This window comes from Vagococcus coleopterorum, assembly GCF_011303955.1.
GTDB lineage: Bacteria > Bacillota > Bacilli > Lactobacillales > Vagococcaceae > Vagococcus_D > Vagococcus_D coleopterorum.
In genome coordinates this window covers 167,625-186,839 of record NZ_CP049886.1, presented here as the reverse complement: position 1 = coordinate 186,839, position 19,215 = coordinate 167,625, and the positions used below count along the sequence as shown (strand labels likewise).

The window sequence follows — 19,215 nt, the reverse complement described above, 5'->3', positions numbered from 1 at the left end:
TATAAGGCTCCTCTTATTTTTTAAGATAGTGACGTTGATGATCAGTCACTTTTGTTAATTGAATCGTTGAAGTGTCATCTTTAGAATCTAATTCTAAGGTTGATCCGTCAACAGGTAATTTTTGTTTGAATAACTCTTCGTACTCTGTCATTGACAAGGCTGTCCGGTTGGCTAATAAGTCTTGGTGCTCATTTGTCCGAATAGCCGTTTTAAAGTTCTCAGCTAAACGACCCGTAAAGAATTCAGCAACTGCTCCAGAACCGTAACTGAATAGTCCGATACGATGTCCCGCGGCAAGTTTATCTTGGTTATCAAGTAATGAACATAGACCAAGATAAAGTGAACCGGTATAAATGTTACCGATAGCTTTCGTGTAACGAATACTTTCTTCGTAATTTGCTAATAAACGAGCTTGGGTTGTTTCGTCTGCTTCTTCTAAGACGGGTAACAATGCTTTTTTACCCATTTTTGAATAAGGTAAGTGGAAACAGATAGCTTCGAAGTCAGCTAAAGATGCATGAGTCCTTCTTTGGTATTCATGCCAGGTGTCGGCAAAGAATTTAATGTAAGCTTCGTTTGAAAATTTACCATCAACCAAGGCATTGTCAGAATAGATTGGACGCCAGAAATCAAAAATATTTTCCGTCATCGCAACTGATTCATCATCGATAATTAAAATGTCAGGATTGCTGCTGATTAACATGGCAACAGCACCGGCACCTTGTGTCGCTTCGCCAGGTGTTTCAAGACCGTAACGTGCAATATCTGACGCAACTACTAAGACTTTGCGGTCGGGATGTTTTTCGATGTAATCTTTTGCCATTAAGATACCAGCAGTAGCACCGTAACAAGCTTGTTTAATTTCGATGCTACGAGCAAAGGGTTGAATTCCTAAAAGTTGGTGAATATAAGTCGCACCAGCTTTTGAATAATCAAAACCAGATTCGGTTCCAAGGATGACCATGTCAATTAAGGCAGCATCTTCTTTTGAAACAATTGGTTCAGCTGCGTTAGCTGCCATTGAAACAGTATCTTGTGTTAAAGGAGTAATGGCCATTTTTTCTTGCCCAATGCCTTTTGTATATTTATTTGGATCAATACCACGAGCTTCAGCAAGTGTAACTAAATCAAGATATAAATGGGGTGCAAAGAAATTTATTTTATCAATTCCGATAGTCATTTAATATCCAACTTTCTGTAGTTTTATTTAAGTCCTAAATATAGGATAATTGTCTTTTATATTTTAACATAATTCCATTATTATATTGCTATAAACAGCGAACTTAATCTTTCTTTAAAAAACAAGTGATTTGAGCTGTAGTGAGGGTTTTCATTCAAAAGTAATTCTGTATAATATAGAATAGATAATCTGTTGAAAGTTATTGAGGTGGAAGATGTTTAAAGAATTTATGAAGTGGGCGATTGGGTTTCCGAAAAGAGCCTATACAGTAATGGAAGTTAGGACAGGGTTTGCTACAGGCTTACCAATTTTAAGTAGCGGTTTGTTTGGGGCTTATTTGGTTGGAGAATTGAAAGTGATTCCCTTACTTTTATTTATTATTTGTGGTTATAGTTTTAATATCGTGGCGAACGTGGCTAATGAAATTAGAGCTTACTTAAAAAATGAAGAGGATGAATCCACCTTCACGGAACACTTAGGAAGTGAAGGCCTTGTTAGAGGAGACGCAACATTGCTTGATGCCTGTTTAACACTATTAGGAATGATTGGTGTAGGCGGATTATCGGGGTTATTATTAGCCTGGTTATTACAAAGTTGGTTATTGTTTACGCTAGGGTGTCTAGGCTTATTAGCTGCTATTACCTATTCTTTAGGACCTAAACCGTATATTTTATACCCGATAGGAGAGTTTGTATCGGGATTGTTTGTTGGGGGATTAAGTTCCTTAGTGTCAAGTTGGATTCAAACAGGCTCGGTGACGATTAACACATTAAGTTTCGCTTTGATCAGCATGTTGATGACTGTCTTCTTAATGTCGACTAATAATACTGGGGATTATGAAAAAGACTTAGGGGTACGTAAAACGCTGCCGCACATTATTGGTTTTAGAAATTCAATTTTGATTATTATTCCTGAATTTATCTTACTATTGCTGGCTTGGACGGTAGTTTGTCTTACGAGCTTCCACTGGTGGGTCTTTTTATTCGGTTTAGGAATATTTGCGCTTCAATGGTATTGGCGTTGGTATCGACAATACTATAAAATTGAAGCCGTTTATCCTGAAATGGGTCGTGAGTTTGGACCGCGTCCGCTACTGTTGATTTATCATTTCCACGGTTGGATGAGTATTATTTGCTTAGTATTATTTTTCTTGAATAAGGGAATAGTTAACTGGATCTAAAAAAGAGTTGAGGAATTTTCCTCAACTCTTTTTAGTTTGTTTCAACGGTATTTAACCAGTCAGTTAAAATAGCGATATATTTTTCAGTTTCTTCAGCAAAAGGCATGTGGCGACTGTGAGCAAATAGTTCCCACTTAGCATTTGGAATATCATCAGCCATTGTTTTAGCGATTAATGGGGTTGATAAATCATTGCTACCACTAGTAACTAAGGTCGGGACAGCAATGGTATGAAGTTTATCACGATATTCCCAATTGTGTAAGTTGCCGTTCGGATGGAACTCATTAGGTCCCCAAGCAGTATTATAAGCTTCCGTTCCGCTGACTTTTTTACGTCGTAGTGGTTCTGGCGCATCCGGGCCCCAGTGTGGTGCGGCGTGACGCAACATGAATTCTTCGTTAGCTGCTAAGTAAGCTTCACTTGTAAAGTTGTTAGTGGCTTCCGCTTCAGCAATGGCCGCTTGGTGTTCCGCAGACATAAATTTAATCATGCGATGCTGTTCTTGTCCCCAAAGCTCAGAAGAAGGTAAAGTGCTTGAAAGAATCGCGCTTTTTATTCCTGTTGGGTTGTAGTCACATAAATATTCAATTAACATCATGCCACCCCATGATTGCCCAAGAATATGACACTCATCAATATTTAAAAAATCTTTTAAAGCAATTAATTCTTCAATCCACGTTTTCGACGTCCATAAATCAGGACGGGATTCAGTGGCAGAAAGTCCACATCCAAGTTGATCATACATGATAATTTGACGTTGGTCAGCTTTTGCTAATTCGTCAAAGAGTTCAAAATAGTTATGAGTTGAGCCAGGTCCGCCATGTAATAAAATCAACGGGGCTTTTTGTGGATTAGTATCACCTACAATGCGGTAATACGTTTGATAACCTAAATAAGGCATGTATCCTTCAGTAATTGTCATCGTTTTTCCTCCATTTTTTAGGGGTCATTGTCATAAGTTTACCACAAAAATTGCGGAAGTTTAAATCTTTCGAATTTTCGATAAAAAGCTGATTAAATCACTTGTTTCAGATGGATATTAGTATATAATAGGTGAATATGATTTTACGAAAAGGTAGCCAGGAGGGAACAAAATGAAGAAGATCGGTTTTGATCCAGAGAAGTATATTGAAGAACAATCAAAGTACATTTTAGAACGTGTTGATCACTATGACAAATTGTACTTAGAATTTGGTGGAAAATTAATTGGTGACAAACACGCCAAACGTGTTTTACCGGGATTTGATGAAGATGCCAAAATTAAATTGTTACAAAAATTAAAAGATAAAACTGAAATTATTATTTGTGTTTATGCAGGTGATATCGAACGTAATAAAATCCGTGGCGATTATGGGATTACTTATGATATGGATATTTTGCGTTCGATTGATGAACTAACAGAGTATGGCTTAGCAGTAAACAGTGTTGTGATTACTCGTTACAATGGTCAACCGTCAACGCAATTATTTATTAATAAATTAGAACGTCGTGGCATTAAAGTTTACACACACGCTGCAATTGAAGATTATCCTTCAAATGTTGAAAAAATCGTGAGTGAAGAAGGATTTGGTAAAAACCCTTATGTGGAAACAACCAAACCGATTGTTGTGGTAACGGCACCAGGTGCGGGTAGTGGTAAATTAGCCACATGTTTAAATCAGCTTTACCACGAAAGTCGTCAAGGTCGTGTGGCAGATTATTCTAAATTTGAAACATTCCCAGTTTGGAACGTGCCGTTAAAACACCCACTAAACATTGCCTATGAAGCGGCAACTGTTGACTTGAAAGACGTTAATATGATTGATTCTTTCCATTACGATGCTTATCAAGAGATGGCTGTTAACTACAATCGTGATATCGAAACGTTCCCAGTAATCAAACGCATTATTGAGAAAATTACGAATAAACCAGCTGTTTTCAAATCGCCAACAGATATGGGTGTGAACCGAGTTGGTTTTGGTATTACCGATGATCAAGTGGTCCAAGACGCCTCTAAACAAGAGATTATTCGTCGTTACTTCTCGACAGCATGTGACTTTAAAAAAGGGATTGTGGATGAAGAAGTTTTACACCGTATGAAGTTAATTATGGAAGAAGTAGAATTAAAACAAGAAGACCGTGTACCGGTTAAACCAGCACGTGATTACTCTGAAAAATTAAAAGCGGGTAATGATCAAGCAGAAGTCCCAGCAGTGATTGCGCTAGAATTACCTAACGGCGATGTGGTAACCGGAAGGACAACAGCGTTATTGGATTCTTGTTCTACTGCATTGTTAAACGGCGTGAAAAAATTAGCCAATATTTCTGATGATATTTTGTTATTATCACCTGTTATTTTAGAAACCATTCAAAAGTTAAAAACAGAAGATTTACACAGTAAATTAGCAGCCTTAAATGCTAATGAAGTCTTGATTGCTTTATCAATTAGTGCGGTAACGAACCCGACGGCTAAAATTGCGTATGATCAATTAGATGCTTTAAGCGGTTCGCAAGCTCACTCAACAGTGATGTTAAATAATGATGACGAACAAATTTTGAAATCATTAGGAATTGATATTACCTGTGATCCCGAATATGCTTCATCAAACTTATATTTTGTTTAAATTTAAAGCTTACTCATAGAGTAAGCTTTTTGTTATGTCTTTACTAAAAATACCTTCTTTGTTTTAATTGATAGATAAGGAGGTTTTGTTATGTTAAAAAGATTTTTCAGTTATTATAAACCCTACAAGAAATTATTTATTCTTGATTTTGGGTGTGCAACTATAGCAGCAGTTTTAGAATTAGCTTTTCCGATTGTCGTAAACCAAGTGATCGACAAAATTATGCCACAAAAAAATTGGACACTTATTATTGTGGCATGTTTATCGTTACTTTTCTTTTACATGGTCAACACTGTTTTACAGTATATCGTGGTGACGTTTGGTCATAAGTTAGGCGTCAATATTGAAACCGATATGCGTCGTGATTTATATGCCCATATTCAAAAACAATCTTTTGAATATTATGATAATCAAAAAACAGGGAAGTTAATCAGTCGCTTAACGACAGATTTATTTGAGATTTCTGAAGTGGCGCATCACGGTCCAGAAGATATTTTCATAACGATTATGACGTTGGTGGGTGCCTTTGTTTTAATGATGGATATTCATGTCCAGTTGGCAATTGCAACTTCTATTTTAGTGCCATTTATTACAATTGCTTTAGTCGTCTTTAATAAGAAGATGACGAAGGTTAACACAGAAATTTATGATAATTTAGGTGAGTTCAATGCAGGGATTGAAGCCTCAGTTAGTGGAGTGCGTGTTGTTCAGTCCTTTACAAATGAAGCTTATGAACGTGAGCGTTTTGAAAGCTTAAATCAATTATACAGACAATCGAAATTGAAGTTTTATCAAGTCATGGGTGTGAGTTCATCGTACAACTATTTTTTAATCCGCTTAATCAGCTTATTCGCCCTGATTTTCGGTGCGTTTTATACCATTCGTGGTGAAATTACCTATGGTCAATTTGTTGGTTTTATTCTATTGTCCAATGTCTTTATTCGACCGATTGAAAAAGTAAATAATATGATTGAAAGTTATCCCAAAGGAATAGCTGGCTTCAAACGTTTTGCCAAGGAAATCGATACACCATCAAAAATTCAGGGTCGACCAGATGCCCAGGAATTAGTTGGGGTAGAAGGTCATATCACTTATGAGAATGTATCTTTCTCTTATAGTGATGGCACAAAAGTTTTAGAAAACATTTCATTGGCAATCAAACCAGGTGAAACAGTTGCTTTTGTTGGCCCAAGTGGCGCAGGTAAGACAACGCTTTGTAATTTGTTACCACGTTTTTATGAAGTCACTAGTGGCAGTGTCAAAGTGGAAGATCGTGATATTCGTGACTATACGTTAGAGTCATTACGTGGCAATATCGGCATTGTTCAACAAGATGTTTTCTTGTTCCCTGGAACGTTACGAGAAAATGTTGCTTATGGCGATTTGTCAGCAAGTGAAGAGGCTATCGATCAAGCAATTAAGTTGGCTCATTTAGAACAAGTTGTGGAAGAGATGCCAGAAGGATTGAATACGGTAGTAGGTGAACGTGGGGTTAAATTGTCTGGTGGTCAAAAACAACGTGTAGCGATTGCTAGAATGTTCTTGAAAAACCCGCCGATTTTAATTTTAGATGAAGCAACATCAGCTTTAGATACTGAAACAGAACAAGTGATTCAGGAGTCTCTTCTATCGCTTGCAGCTGGTAGAACAACCTTAATCATCGCTCACCGGTTAGCAACAATTCAACAAGCCGATCGCATCGTGGTCGTTAACACTCAAGGGATTGTTGAAGAAGGTAGCCATAAAGAACTACTTGCAAAAGACGGAGCCTATAAAAAATTATATGATGCGCAATTTAGAGATTAGGACTACTGGAAATTTCCAGTAGTTTTTTTGTGGCTTAATTATGAGATATTTTCCATGGTTTATGGTAAGATAATAGATGAATTTCTATTAAAGGACCGCCGTATTGGAAAGTTTACTTTCTTGTCAGACGACTTTAAATAGAAGAAGACCACTTTCAGAACTGATCACAGTTCTTATATAAGTAGATAAATTCAAAAAAATAAAAATTAAAGAAAGTTTATTTGAGGTGAAGAAATTTGAGTAATATTAAAATCATTCCATTGGGCGGAGTCCGCGAAAATGGAAAAAATTTGTATGTCGCAGAAGTAGAAGATGAGATTTTTGTCTTAGACTGTGGGATGAAGTATCCAGAAAATGATTTACTAGGGATCGACATCGTCATTCCAGGAATCAACTATTTAGTAGAAAATAAAGATCGTGTAGCAGGGATTTTCTTAACGCATGGTCACGCTGATGCGATTGGTGCTTTACCATACGTATTAGAAGAAGTTGATGTGCCAGTCTTTGGTACGGAGTTAACAGTTGAATTAGCGAAAATGCGGACGTCAGAGTACCCAGGTTCGAAAAAATTCACTGACTTCCATGTGATTGATGAGTTTACAGAAATTGATTTCCAACATGGGACAGTGAGTTTCTTTAGAACAACGCATACTATTCCAGATTCAGTTGGGGTTTCAATTAAAACAGAGGAAGGTAACATTGTTTACACAGGTGATTTCAAATTTGATCACGGTGCGGTTCCAATGTATGCCACTGATTTTGGTCGTTTAGCAGAAATTGGTAAAGAAGGCGTGTTAGCTTTATTATCAGATTCTACTAACTCAGAAAATCCAGCCCCAGTAGCAGCTGAAAAAGCGATTGCTGAAGAAGTTTATGACACATTACGTTACTGGAAGGGCCGCATTATTGTTGCCAGTGTTGCCAGTAATTTACAACGTATCCAACAAGTTTTAGATGCGGCTGAAAAATCAATGCGTAAAGTTGTTTTAACAGGTGAAGGCATTGAACGTATCATTCAATTAGCGATTAAGTTAGGTAAAATCACGTTACCAAGTGATGATATTTTAATTCAAGCGAAAGACATGAAAGATTATCAACCAGATGAGTTGTTAGTTTTAGAAACTGGTCGTACAGGTGAACCAATTAAAGGAATCCAACGTATGGCAAGTGCTCGTTCGCACTCAGGTATCAACATTGAAGAAGGTGATTTAGTTTATATTACGACGACGCCTTCAATTGCGATGGAAACAACTGTGGCTAAAACAGAAGATATGATCTACCGCGCTGGTGGAACAGTTAAAACAATTTCTGATAACTTCCGTGTATCAGGACATGCCAATCCAAATGATTTGAAATTAATGTTGAACTTAATGAAACCAAAATTCTTTATTCCAATTCAAGGTGAATACCGTATGCTTGCAGCTCATGCTGATTTAGCGCATGAAATGGGAATGGATTATAAAAATATCTATATCACAGGCCGCGGCGATGTATTAGAGTACAATAGTGGACGCATGCATATGGCAGGTTCTGTTGAAGCAGATAACATCATGATTGATGGTCTAGGTGTAGGCGATATTGGAAATATTGTTTTACGTGATCGTCGCATTTTATCAGAAGATGGTATTTTAATTGCGGTTACAACAATCAATCGTAAAAAACAAAAAATTGTTGCTCGACCCAAAATTACAACACGTGGTTTTGTTTATGCGAAACAAAGTCAAGATTTAATGGACGAAAGTGCAGCTATCGTTGAAGATATCATTACTGAAAACTTAAAAACAAATGATTTTGAGTGGGGTAAATTAAAACAAGATATTCGTGAACAACTAAGTCGTCACTTGTTTGAAAAAACAAAACGTCGTCCAGTTATCTTGCCAGTGATTATGGAAACGAGTCAACGTCACAAAAACAACTACAACAATGCAACTAAAAGACCTGAGAAAAAAGCATAGCTTCTAGCTATGCTTTTTTTCTGTACTAAAATAAAGTCTAAACTGTTATATAAACTGTACTAATTTCTTTTGTGCTTCCTCTTTAAAAAGGCTATAATAAAAACTGAGCAAGCTTTTAGAGAGTATCTAAAAGAGAGAGGATGATTGGATGGCAACAAAGCATGATCAGATTTTAGAATATATTGAAACCTTACCTGTGGGTGAACGGATTTCGGTTCGTAGTATTGCGAAAAACTTAAATGTCAGTGAAGGGACTGCTTATCGTGCCATAAAAGAAGCAGAAAACATCGGTCTTGTTTCGACAATCGAACGCGTTGGAACCATCAGAATTGAACGGAAATTAAAAGGAAACTTTGAAAAACTAACCTTTGGTGAGGTCGTTAAAATTATTGAAGGTAATGTGTTAGGTGGGGAATCAGGGTTAAGTAAAACCTTATCAAAATTTGTCATTGGTGCTATGACTCAAGGCGCTATGGAACGTTATATTTCACCAGGTTCCTTGATGATTGTAGGGAACCGTGAGGAAGTGCAAGGGTTGGCTTTAAGAAAAGGATCAGCAGTCTTAATCACTGGGGGGTTTGAAACGACTCCGGAAATTATTAACCTAGCAGATAAGATGGAAATGCCAATCTTAAGTACAACTTATGATACATTTACGGTCGCAACTTTAATTAACCGTGCGATGAGTGATCAGTTGATTAAAAAAGACATTATTTTAGTTGGTGATATATATACAGATATTGATAAAACCACTTATTTACTTGCTTCAGAAACAGTTGCGGACTATCGCCGTTTGTCAGATGAATCGACTCATACGCGTTTCCCGGTTGTAAATAAAAATAATCGTGTCCTTGGAATTATTACGGCAAAAGATATTATTGGTAAACAAGATACCCAAACATTAGATAAAGTCATGACGAAAGATCCGAATAACGTTAAAAAACATATGAGTGTTGCCAGTGTTGGTCACATGATGATTTGGGACGGTCTAGAAATGATGCCGGTTGTCGCTGATGACTTAACCTTACTAGGAATTATTTCTCGTCAAGATGTCATGAAGGCCATGCAATTAGCGCAACGCCAACCACAAGTCGCTAACACCATTGCCGATGAAATTACTGGTGAAATCGAAACCCTTGGAGCTGGTATCGGTTCCGAAGATTTACACTTCGCCTTTACAGTGACCCCGCAGATGGTTAGTACTGTCGGAACGATTTCTTTCGGTGTTCTTAGCGAAATCATCAGTAATGTTTCTCAACGAACGATGTATATTAATCAACAACAAAACGTCGTGATTGAACAAGTAAACCTGCATTATTTCCGCTTGATTCAATTAGAAAGTCGGTTAGATATTCGTCCACGCATTTTAGAAATTGGTCGTCGATCAGCGAAGTTAGATATTGAAGTCTTTTTAGAAAATGCCATTGTGGCTAAGGCGATTGTGGTCTGCCAACTAATGGAGAAATCATAGAAAATGAGGGAAATAGCATGACAGTTCAAGATAAAATTATTGAAGCCATAAAAAAATATAACCGCATTATTATTCACCGTCATCAAAGTCCAGATCCAGATGCTTTAGGTTCGCAAGGAGGTTTAGCAGAAATCATTCGTGCAAGTTATCCTGAAAAAGAAGTTTTGTTGGCAGGTGGAGAAGTCGGAGATTTAGATTTTCTAGTAACCATGGATGATGTGACGCCAGAAATGTATCAAGGGTCATTAGTTATTGTGACGGACACAGCTAATGCACCAAGAATTAGTGGCGAAAATTATGATTTAGGAGATCAACTAATTAAAATTGATCATCATCCAGATGATTCTCCTTATGGTGACCTGTCATGGGTGAACACAGAAGCAAGTAGTTGTAGTGAAATTATTTATGATTTCTATGACCTGTTTAAAAGTGAGTTAGTTTTAACAACTGAAGCTGCACGTTTACTATACGCGGGGATTGTGGGAGATACAGGACGTTTTATGTATCCTGCAACAACAGCTCACACTTTGCAAGTTGCTGCTTATCTACGTCAATTAGATTTTGATGCCCCGTTATTAAACCGTCAAATTAGTGAGATGCCTTATAAAGTAGCTAAATTATCAGGTTATGTGTTGCAGAATCTTGAAATGACGGAAGAGGGCGCTGCACGTATCATCTTGCCACACAGTGTCCTTGAAGAAAATAACGTGACTGATGCTGATACGTCAGCGCTAATTTCTTTACCTGGTCAAATTGATACAGTGGTATCATGGGGGATTTTCGTAGAACAACCAACAGGTAATTATCGTGTTCGCTTAAGATCAAAAGGACCGATCATTAATGAGATTGCTAAAAATCATGATGGTGGAGGACATCCCTTAGCCAGTGGTGCGAAAGCCAAAGACCTTTCAGAAGTAGATGCAATTTTCAGTGAAATAAAATTAGCAGTTGTTAATTATAAATAAAAAAAGCCTCTAAAGAGAGGCTTTTTTTATTGGTTATTTTCTAATGCTAAACTAGCTTCTTCCCATTCTTCCATTAAGGCTTCTTGTTTAGTTTCTAGTTCAGTTAGTTCTTTTTGTAAGTCCATTAGTGCGCCAGGATCAGAAATGTATTTAGGATTCGTCATTTCTTTTTCAATGGTAGTTTGACGTTCTTCAACTTCAGCTAACTGTGTTTCAACTTTTTCAATCGCGCGTTTCAAACTACGTTCTTGGCGTTGAGCTTCTTTTGATTGTTGGAAAGAAGCTTTTCCACTAGTGTCTGTTGCGAGTTCTTGTTCAATCGTCTCAGTCGTAGTGGCTTCTTGTTCCGCTTTTTTCTCAAGGTAGTAGTCGTAATCACCTAAGTAAAGAGTACTTCCGGTTGCTGAAAGTTCGACGACTTTTGTGGCGATACGGTTAATGAAGTAACGGTCATGAGAAACAAAGAGTAAAGTGCCTTCGTAATCAATCAAGGCATTTTCCAAAACTTCTTTACTATCAATATCTAAATGGTTGGTTGGTTCATCAAGGATTAAAAAGTTTTCTTGATCCATAGATAACTTAGCTAGTGCTAGTCGTGCTTTTTCCCCACCACTTAATTGAGGGACGGTTTTTTCAACGTCCTCACCAGAGAATAAGAAACTTCCTAAGACGGAACGAATATCTTTTTCAACGGTTGTCGGATGTTCGTCCCATAATTCTTGGAGAACGGTTTTGTTTGAACGAAGCTTAGCTTGTTCTTGGTCATAGTAACCAATACTTACGTTGCTACCTAAGTGAACATTGCCTTTAATAAAAGGTAAGTCGCCAATCAAGGATTTTAGTAAAGTTGATTTCCCGATACCATTGGGACCAACTAAAGCAATGGCTTCTCGTTTGCGAATATCTAAGTCGACAGGTTCACACAGGATTGTTTGATCATAACCAATCGCAGCGTGTTCCGTTTGTAAGACGACATTGCCTGATTCTTTAGCAATGTTGAATAAGAAACGAGCCGATTTTTCGTCACCTTGTGGCTTGTCCATGCGCTCCATTTTTTCTAGCTGTTTGCGACGACTTTGCGCACGTTTTGTCGTACTAGCGCGGACAATATTACGAGCGACGAAGTCTTCCAATTTATTAATTTCCGTTTGTTGTTTTTCAAATGCTTTCCAGTCAGCTGCTAATTGTTCTTCTTTAAGGGTTAAGAAGCGACTGTAATTGCCTTTGTAGTGAGTGATTTTTTGACGTGTTAAGTCATAGACTTCATTAACAACTTTATCTAAAAAGTAACGGTCATGTGAAACGATTAAAAGGGCGCCGCGGTAATTTTGAAGATAGTTTTCCAACCAGTCTAAAGTTTGAATGTCTAAGTGGTTGGTCGGTTCATCTAAAATTAAAAGCTGAGGGCGTTCTAATAGTAGTTTGGCTAAAGCAAGCCGTGTTTTTTGACCACCAGATAAGCTGGCAATTTCACGACCGTAAAATTCTGGTCCAAAATTAAAACCATTCAAAACAGATTTGATTTCGGCTTCGTAACCATAACCATTTTGATCATTAAAATCGTGTTGTAATTGATCATATTCTTTTAGTAGTCGTTGATAATCTTCTTGATTATCTTGGCTAGCTGTACCTAATTCGTTTTCTAAATGGTGAAGCCGGTTCTCCATTTTACGGATAGTTTCAAATGCGGTTAACATTTCATCCCAAACAGTTCGAGCACTCATTAAGCCACTATGTTGATCTAAATAACCTAACGTTAGATTTTTTATTTTGGAAATCGTCCCATCATCTGTTGAATCAATACCAGCAATGATTTTAAGTAAAGTTGATTTTCCTGCACCATTGCGACCGACAAGCGCAATGCGGCTACGGTCTTGAATTTCTAAATTAATATTTTCAAAGAGGATATCGCCACCGAAATGACGTGCCACCTGGTTAGCTTGTAATAAAATCATAAGAACTCCTTCGTGAGTCAGTGTTTAGTCATAGTTTATCATATTTATACGGAAGATTCAGTCTTAAATGACTGGAATTACTTCACAAGCCGAGACAGAAAAATTGCTTTTTGTCTTAGAGAACTGGTATTATGTTAGAGTAATCAACATAGTGAAATTTTATTCAAAACGAAATTTCTTGTTTACTAGTAAACAATGCGTGATAGATTTTAAGATTAGTCGAGGAGGAAATGTTAATGAAAGATCAAGTGATTCCAAAGGCAACAGCAAAACGCCTACCTTTATATTACCGCTATTTAAAAGTGTTATTAGATGCGGGGACAGAAAAAGTTTCATCAACTGAGTTGAGTGAGGCAATCAAAGTGGATAGTGCGACAATCCGTCGTGATTTTTCATACTTTGGAGAATTAGGGAAACGCGGATATGGTTATGATGTGAAGAGCTTATTAGATTTCTTCTCAAAAACTTTAAGTGAAGACCGCTTAACAAATGTCGTTTTAGTTGGTGTTGGTAACTTAGGAAATGCCTTATTAAAATATGGTTTCCACCACAACAACAATATCCGTATTAGTGCAGCTTTTGACGTTCGTGAAGATTTAGTCGGACGCATCGTTGATGGGATTCCTGTTTATCCAATGAGTGAAATGGCTGAACAAATCAAACAACAACAAATTGAAATTGCCATTATGGCAATTCCCGCAAATTCTGCTCAAGATACTGCCGATTTATTAATTGAATCAGGTATTAAAGGAATTATGAACTTCACGCCAGTTCGTCTACACACGCCAGCTGATGTTCAAGTTCAAAGTGTTGATTTAACAAATGAGTTACAAACGTTGATTTATTTCTTAAACCATTACACACCAAGTAAAGAAGATAAAAAAGGCTAGCCATTGGCTAGTCTTTTTTTATTGGGTTAATTGAATTAGTAATACTAAACTGTTCATGCCGCAGTGGGCAATAATCGATGTCCAGATACTACCAGTTTTTTGATATAAGAAGTAGAATGTCATACCCATGATGAAGTAAACGATAATATGACCATCAAAGTGAGCGATGGCGAATAATAGTGAGGTCACAGCGGCACTTAGTACAGGGGAAATGTATTGAGATAAGAAACCAATTCCAGCACGACGGAATAAGAGTTCCTCCATGATTGGACCGGCAATACTCACATTGATAATGAATAACGGTGAGAACTGAATCATATCGATAATGTTTTCAGTATTTTCAGATCCAAGTGGTGCCTGGATAATGAGTTGTTCCATAATACTAGCGGCCATTTGTGCCACAAAGGCTAAGAAAATACCGGCGATTCCCCACAAGATAACTTTAGGCCAGGCGGTTTTTATTTTTTCAACGGATAATGGTTGTTTAAGGAATCTTCCTTGTAACAACATAATAAGAGCACCGATGATGTAAGCAATTGCTGTAGCTGACAGCATGGTATTCACATTGGGATTAGCCGATTTCGTAATGCAAAAAGTGATGCCAACCGGACTTAAATAAATTAAAATGTAGGTAATTAAAGTAGTAAAAAAATATTTGTTAATTGTCATTAAAAAGCTCCTTCAAGTATCTATTTGAAATAAGTATAATATAAATTTCAGCCAATACCTAATCAAATGAGTTGAGTGAGTAATTCTTGAAAAAAGCCCTGAAAATCAGTATGATAGAGAGGTAGTTTAGCACTGTTAAATATAGAATGCTAAAGTCCAGATAGTCAGGGAATGGAGGAACTAAAAATGTTAAAACCGTTAAATGATCGTATTGTCTTAGAAGTTGTGGAACAAGAACAAATGTCAGCTGGAGGGTTAGTCCTTACGACAGCAGCCAAAGAAAAGCCGCAAAATGGCACAGTAGTCGCAGTGGGAGCAGGCTATATCTTAGATAATGGCAATAAAATGCCGTTAACCGTACAAATTGGGGACCAAGTGGTCTTTGAAAAACAAGCAGGACATACCGTAAATTATGAAGGAAAAGATTACCTAGTCTTGAGAGAAAAAGATATTATCGCAGTGATTGAATAGAAAGAAGGAGAATAACAATGGCTAAAGATATTAAATTTTCAGTAGATGCACGTGCTGCTATGGTAAAAGGTGTAGACACCTTAGCAGATGTGGTGAAAGTAACATTAGGTCCTAAAGGTCGTAATGTCGTTTTAGAAAAAGCGTATGGTTCACCACTAATTACCAATGATGGTGTAACAATTGCCAAAGAAATTGAATTAGAAGATCATTTTGAAAATATGGGGGCACAATTAGTTTCTGAAGTTGCCTCTAAAACCAATGATATTGCTGGTGATGGGACAACAACTGCTACAGTCTTAACTCAAGCGATTGTGCGAGAAGGATTGAAAAATGTGACAGCCGGAGCGAATCCGATTGCGCTTCGTCGTGGAATTGAAAAAGCAACAACAGCTGCCGTGAAAGCCTTACATGATATTTCAAAACAAGTTGATTCAAAAGAATCCATTGCTCAAGTAGCTGCGGTATCATCAGGTTCTGAAAAAATCGGTGACTTAATTAGTGATGCCATGGAACGTGTCGGTAAAGATGGCGTGATTACCATTGAAGAATCAAAAGGAATTGAAACAGAGCTAGATGTTGTTGAAGGTATGCAGTTTGACCGTGGTTATTTATCGCAATACATGGTGACAGATAACGATAAAATGGAAGCTGTCTTAGATAATCCATACATCTTGATTACCGATAAGAAAATCTCAAACATTCAAGAAATCGTACCGCTGTTAGAAGAAATCTTGCAACAAGGTAAACCTTTATTAATTATTGCTGACGATATTGACGGCGAAGCATTACCAACATTAGTCTTAAATAAAATTCGTGGGACATTTAATGTAGCTGCGGTTAAAGCACCAGGCTTTGGGGATCGTCGTAAAGCGATGTTAGAAGACATTGCCGTCTTAACGGGTGGAACGGTTATTACCGATGACTTAGGTTTAGAACTAAAAGACACAACGATTGAATCACTAGGGGTGGCTCGCAATGTTGTCGTTGATAAAGACAGTACAACAATTGTTGAAGGAAGCGGGACGAAAGCGGCGATTGCTGATCGTGTTAACTTTATTAAAATTCAATTGGCTGATGCAGTGTCAGAGTTTGATCGTGAAAAATTACAAGAACGATTAGCTAAATTATCAGGTGGAGTCGCTGTCATCAATGTAGGTGCTCCAACTGAAACTGAGTTAAAAGAACAAAAATTACGAATCGAAGATGCGTTAAATGCCACACGTGCTGCTGTTGAAGAAGGTATCGTTGCTGGTGGTGGAACAGCCTTAGTTAATGTGGCTGAAAAAGTTGCAGCGGTTGAAGCGACTGGTGATGAGTTAACAGGTGTGCAAATTGTGTTACGCGCCTTAGAAGAACCCGTTCGTCAAATTGCCGACAATGCTGGTTTAGAAGGATCTGTTATTGTTGATAAATTAAAACAAGTTGAAACAGGGGTTGGTTTCAATGCAGCGACAGCCGAATGGGTCAACATGATTGAAGCAGGAATTGTAGATCCAACAAAAGTAACCCGTTCTGCGCTACAAAATGCTGGTAGCGTCGCATCACTGATTTTAACAACAGAAGCAGTGATTGCGAATAAACCAGAAGTTCACACGCCAAATATGACTGATATGGACACAATGGGAATGATGTAATAAAAAGACCTCTTGCTAAGAGGTCTTTTTTGTTTGTTTATAGCTGAGTATTTGGTAGAAAAGTAGTTAGTGATTTAAAATAACCATCCATTGTAGTTATTATAAATTGAGTATCGTATAATGTACTTATAAAGTGAAATGTAGGAGGTGCATGATGAAGGAAGATATTATTTATGGCGGTGTCGTTAAACAAATTCGGGAAAAAAGACAATTATCTCAGGCGGAGTTAGCTGAAGGTATTTGTTCTCAATCTATGTTGTCGAGAATCGAGCATAATTTACTTGTTCCAAACATCAATGTCATTCGCCAACTATGTGAACGCTTAACAATTACTATGGATGAAGTCATCAATCAAACAACAACTAATAGCTGGTTGGGGTTCATGCGAGAATGCAGTGAAAGTAATCGTCATGAAGATTTACAGTTATTGGTTAAGGAAACGGCTAAATCAATAGGGATTATTTTTCCTAGCAAAATTGAACGTCAAGAGTATTTGTATTATAAAGGAACTTGTGAATTAATTTTAAATCGGGATAACCAATTGGCGTTGAACAGCTTTCAGGAATCGTTAAATTGTACTTATAGTAGTGATAAAGAAGCGGTGACTGATATGGAGATTTTATTACTGAGCGTCATTGGTAAAATTTATTATGAAGAAGGACAGGGGTCGATTGGCTTATCATTTATGGAAAAAGCCTTAGAACGTTTCTATGTTGGAATAAATAAACGTGAGGAAATTGAATTACCTTACATTTTTGCTAATTTAGGGATGTCGATGATTGAAGAAGGAAATCCAAAGCGAGCTTTAGAAATTTTAGAAGAAGGCATCTTATGGAACAAGAAGAAACAACGCTTCTTCTGTATGTCGAAACTATATTTGTTTAAAGGTTTAGCACTCAACGATTTAGGACAAATCGATGAATCGATTGATGCTGTGAAAATGTCGGAATCGTTAGCTTTACTAGAAGCTGATTTAAGCTTTTAATAAAGGGAGAATAGAATAACATCAATAAAGATAGCGCTTGCAAAAGGTTTTCAAAGATGATACATTATTAACAACAATTAAATAGAACAATTCTAAATGTATAGGTGGGTGGGCTTAGGCTACCCGTCTATACTTTTTTTGTTGAAAGATAAAGGAGAGAGTCACGTGTCTGAAAAAGTTGATTTTAAAAAAGAAATACTTGCCGGTTTAACTTCATTTTTTGCTGTATCGTATGTGATTATCGTTAACTCAATGATTTTAGCTGAGGCTGGCATCAAGCCAGAATTAAGTGTCTTTGGTACGATTTTAATTTCGATTATTGGTTGTTTAGCGATTGGATTTATAGGGAAAGTGCCAATTGTCATAACAACAGGAATGGGTGTGAATTCATTCTTTACCTATACCTTAGTTTATTCTTTAAAAATGAGTTGGCAGGAAGCTTTAGCTGCCAGTTTTTGTGCCAGTTTAATCTATTTAGTAGTCGCCTATACAAAATTATCGCAGATTTTGATTGAAGCTGTACCAGATAGTTTGAAACATGCCATTACAGCTGGTATTGGGATTTTCTTAGTGCTAGTTGGGTTGGAAAATGGTGGCATCATCGTTAAAGGTGAGCACACATTTATGGAATTAAATTCTTTTCAATCACCAGTTTTATTATTAACTTTAGCATCATTAGTGATTACTTTATTCTTATTCTTTAAAAATGTTCAAGGTAGTTTCTTTATTGGCATTATCATTACCACAATTTTAGCCAATGTTTTAAACTTAGTCCCCAAAGCGGAAACAGCATTCTCATTAAGTGAGATTACAAATTATCCAAGTATTGTGGGGCAGTTAGATTTCTCACACTTGTTTTCAGTTGAGTTCTTATTAGGAACATTCTCTTTAGCAATGATTTTAATTTTTGAATCAATGGGCCTGTTTAATGGATTACTACCGAATTTAAGTGATCAAGAATTCAAACGTGCTTACCGTGTGAATGGTTTAGTGATGCTCTTCTCAAGTGTCTTAGGAACGAGCCCAACGATTCCAGCGGCGGAAAGTTCAACAGGGATTCAACAAGGGGGTAAAACCGGACGTACGGCGATAACCGTAGGCTTGTTATTCTGTGTGGCATTCTTTGCAATCCCACTACTAACATATATTCCAAGTTCTGCCCTAGCGCCAGTTATTATTATCACTGGTTGCCTAATGATGCAAAACATTCAACATTTAAATTTAGATGATTTAAGTGACTGGGTGCCAGCCTTCTTAATGATTGTGATGATGGCCTTCTCAATGAGTATTTCAGATGGCTTAGCTTTTGGGTTCGTATCGTACCCACTAGTAAAATCATTTGTCGGAAAAGCCAAGGAAATTTCAAAACCCATGTGGTTGATTTCAGGTTTCTTCCTGATTTATTTAATCGCTAAAGTTTGGATTTAAAAGTTCGCACACTGTGCGAGCTT

The 19,215-nt window shown here is 37.1% G+C and carries 15 protein-coding genes; 11 read left to right on the top strand and 4 right to left on the bottom strand.

Annotated features, from left to right (window positions below; genetic code table 11):
* Positions 1–13: 13 nt before the first annotated feature.
* Complete coding sequence (locus tag G7081_RS00905; RefSeq protein WP_166006548.1) at positions 14–1,180, bottom strand: hydroxymethylglutaryl-CoA synthase; 1,167 nt, start codon at positions 1,178–1,180, stop codon at positions 14–16.
* 214 nt (positions 1,181–1,394) lie between these two features.
* Here G7081_RS00905 and G7081_RS00900 point away from each other — a divergent pair, with 214 nt between their 5' ends.
* Entirely contained in the window at positions 1,395–2,360 is a 966-nt protein-coding gene (locus G7081_RS00900) for a prenyltransferase (protein WP_238786644.1), read from the top strand.
* A gap of 31 nt (positions 2,361–2,391) precedes the next feature.
* On the opposite strand, the gene pepI is transcribed toward G7081_RS00900, so the two are convergent.
* Positions 2,392–3,282: a proline iminopeptidase gene (gene pepI, locus G7081_RS00895; protein WP_166006546.1), complete on the bottom strand. Its 891-nt coding sequence runs from the start codon at positions 3,280–3,282 to the stop codon at positions 2,392–2,394.
* A gap of 172 nt (positions 3,283–3,454) precedes the next feature.
* Between pepI and G7081_RS00890 the strand changes: the two genes are divergently transcribed.
* The 5 genes from G7081_RS00890 to G7081_RS00870 all read left to right on the top strand — a co-directional run bounded on the left by G7081_RS00890 (position 3,455) and on the right by G7081_RS00870 (position 11,160).
* Positions 3,455–4,963: a DUF1846 domain-containing protein gene (locus G7081_RS00890; protein ID WP_166006544.1), complete on the top strand. Its 1,509-nt coding sequence runs from the start codon at positions 3,455–3,457 to the stop codon at positions 4,961–4,963.
* 90 nt (positions 4,964–5,053) lie between these two features.
* Positions 5,054–6,769 (top strand): ABC transporter ATP-binding protein, encoded by a 1,716-nt coding sequence (locus tag G7081_RS00885; protein WP_166006542.1) that lies wholly within the window; start codon positions 5,054–5,056, stop codon positions 6,767–6,769.
* A gap of 236 nt (positions 6,770–7,005) precedes the next feature.
* On the top strand, positions 7,006–8,724 hold the full coding sequence (locus G7081_RS00880) for a ribonuclease J (protein ID WP_166006540.1): 1,719 nt from the start codon (positions 7,006–7,008) through the stop codon (positions 8,722–8,724).
* 148 nt (positions 8,725–8,872) lie between these two features.
* Positions 8,873–10,195, top strand: a complete 1,323-nt coding sequence (locus G7081_RS00875) for a DRTGG domain-containing protein (RefSeq protein WP_166006538.1) — start codon at positions 8,873–8,875, stop codon at positions 10,193–10,195.
* Between the two features lie 17 nt (positions 10,196–10,212).
* Positions 10,213–11,160: a DHH family phosphoesterase gene (locus tag G7081_RS00870; RefSeq protein ID WP_166006536.1), complete on the top strand. Its 948-nt coding sequence runs from the start codon at positions 10,213–10,215 to the stop codon at positions 11,158–11,160.
* A 26-nt stretch (positions 11,161–11,186) separates the two neighbouring features.
* Here the strand turns inward: G7081_RS00870 and G7081_RS00865 are convergent, their stop codons facing one another.
* Entirely contained in the window at positions 11,187–13,115 is a 1,929-nt protein-coding gene (locus tag G7081_RS00865; protein ID WP_166006534.1) for an ABC-F family ATP-binding cassette domain-containing protein, read from the bottom strand.
* A gap of 236 nt (positions 13,116–13,351) precedes the next feature.
* On the opposite strand from G7081_RS00865, the gene G7081_RS00860 reads away from it, so the two are divergent.
* A complete protein-coding gene (locus G7081_RS00860; RefSeq protein WP_166006532.1) occupies positions 13,352–14,005 on the top strand; it encodes a redox-sensing transcriptional repressor Rex in 654 nt (217 codons plus the stop codon).
* Between the two features lie 18 nt (positions 14,006–14,023).
* On the opposite strand, the gene G7081_RS00855 is transcribed toward G7081_RS00860, so the two are convergent.
* A complete protein-coding gene (locus tag G7081_RS00855) occupies positions 14,024–14,674 on the bottom strand; it encodes a CPBP family intramembrane glutamic endopeptidase (protein ID WP_166006530.1) in 651 nt (216 codons plus the stop codon).
* Between the two features lie 186 nt (positions 14,675–14,860).
* On the opposite strand from G7081_RS00855, the gene groES reads away from it, so the two are divergent.
* The 4 genes from groES (at position 14,861) to G7081_RS00835 (ending at position 19,192) form a co-directional block, all read left to right on the top strand.
* Positions 14,861–15,145: a co-chaperone GroES gene (gene groES / locus G7081_RS00850; protein WP_166006528.1), complete on the top strand. Its 285-nt coding sequence runs from the start codon at positions 14,861–14,863 to the stop codon at positions 15,143–15,145.
* A 17-nt stretch (positions 15,146–15,162) separates the two neighbouring features.
* A complete protein-coding gene (gene groL, locus G7081_RS00845; protein ID WP_166006526.1) occupies positions 15,163–16,779 on the top strand; it encodes a chaperonin GroEL in 1,617 nt (538 codons plus the stop codon).
* Positions 16,780–16,930: 151 nt separating this feature from the next.
* The gene (locus G7081_RS00840; protein ID WP_238786643.1) at positions 16,931–17,764 is read left to right on the top strand and encodes a helix-turn-helix domain-containing protein; all 834 of its coding nucleotides are present in this window, start codon (positions 16,931–16,933) and stop codon (positions 17,762–17,764) included.
* Between the two features lie 165 nt (positions 17,765–17,929).
* Positions 17,930–19,192 (top strand): NCS2 family permease, encoded by a 1,263-nt coding sequence (locus G7081_RS00835; RefSeq protein ID WP_238786642.1) that lies wholly within the window; start codon positions 17,930–17,932, stop codon positions 19,190–19,192.
* Positions 19,193–19,215 lie beyond the last annotated feature (23 nt).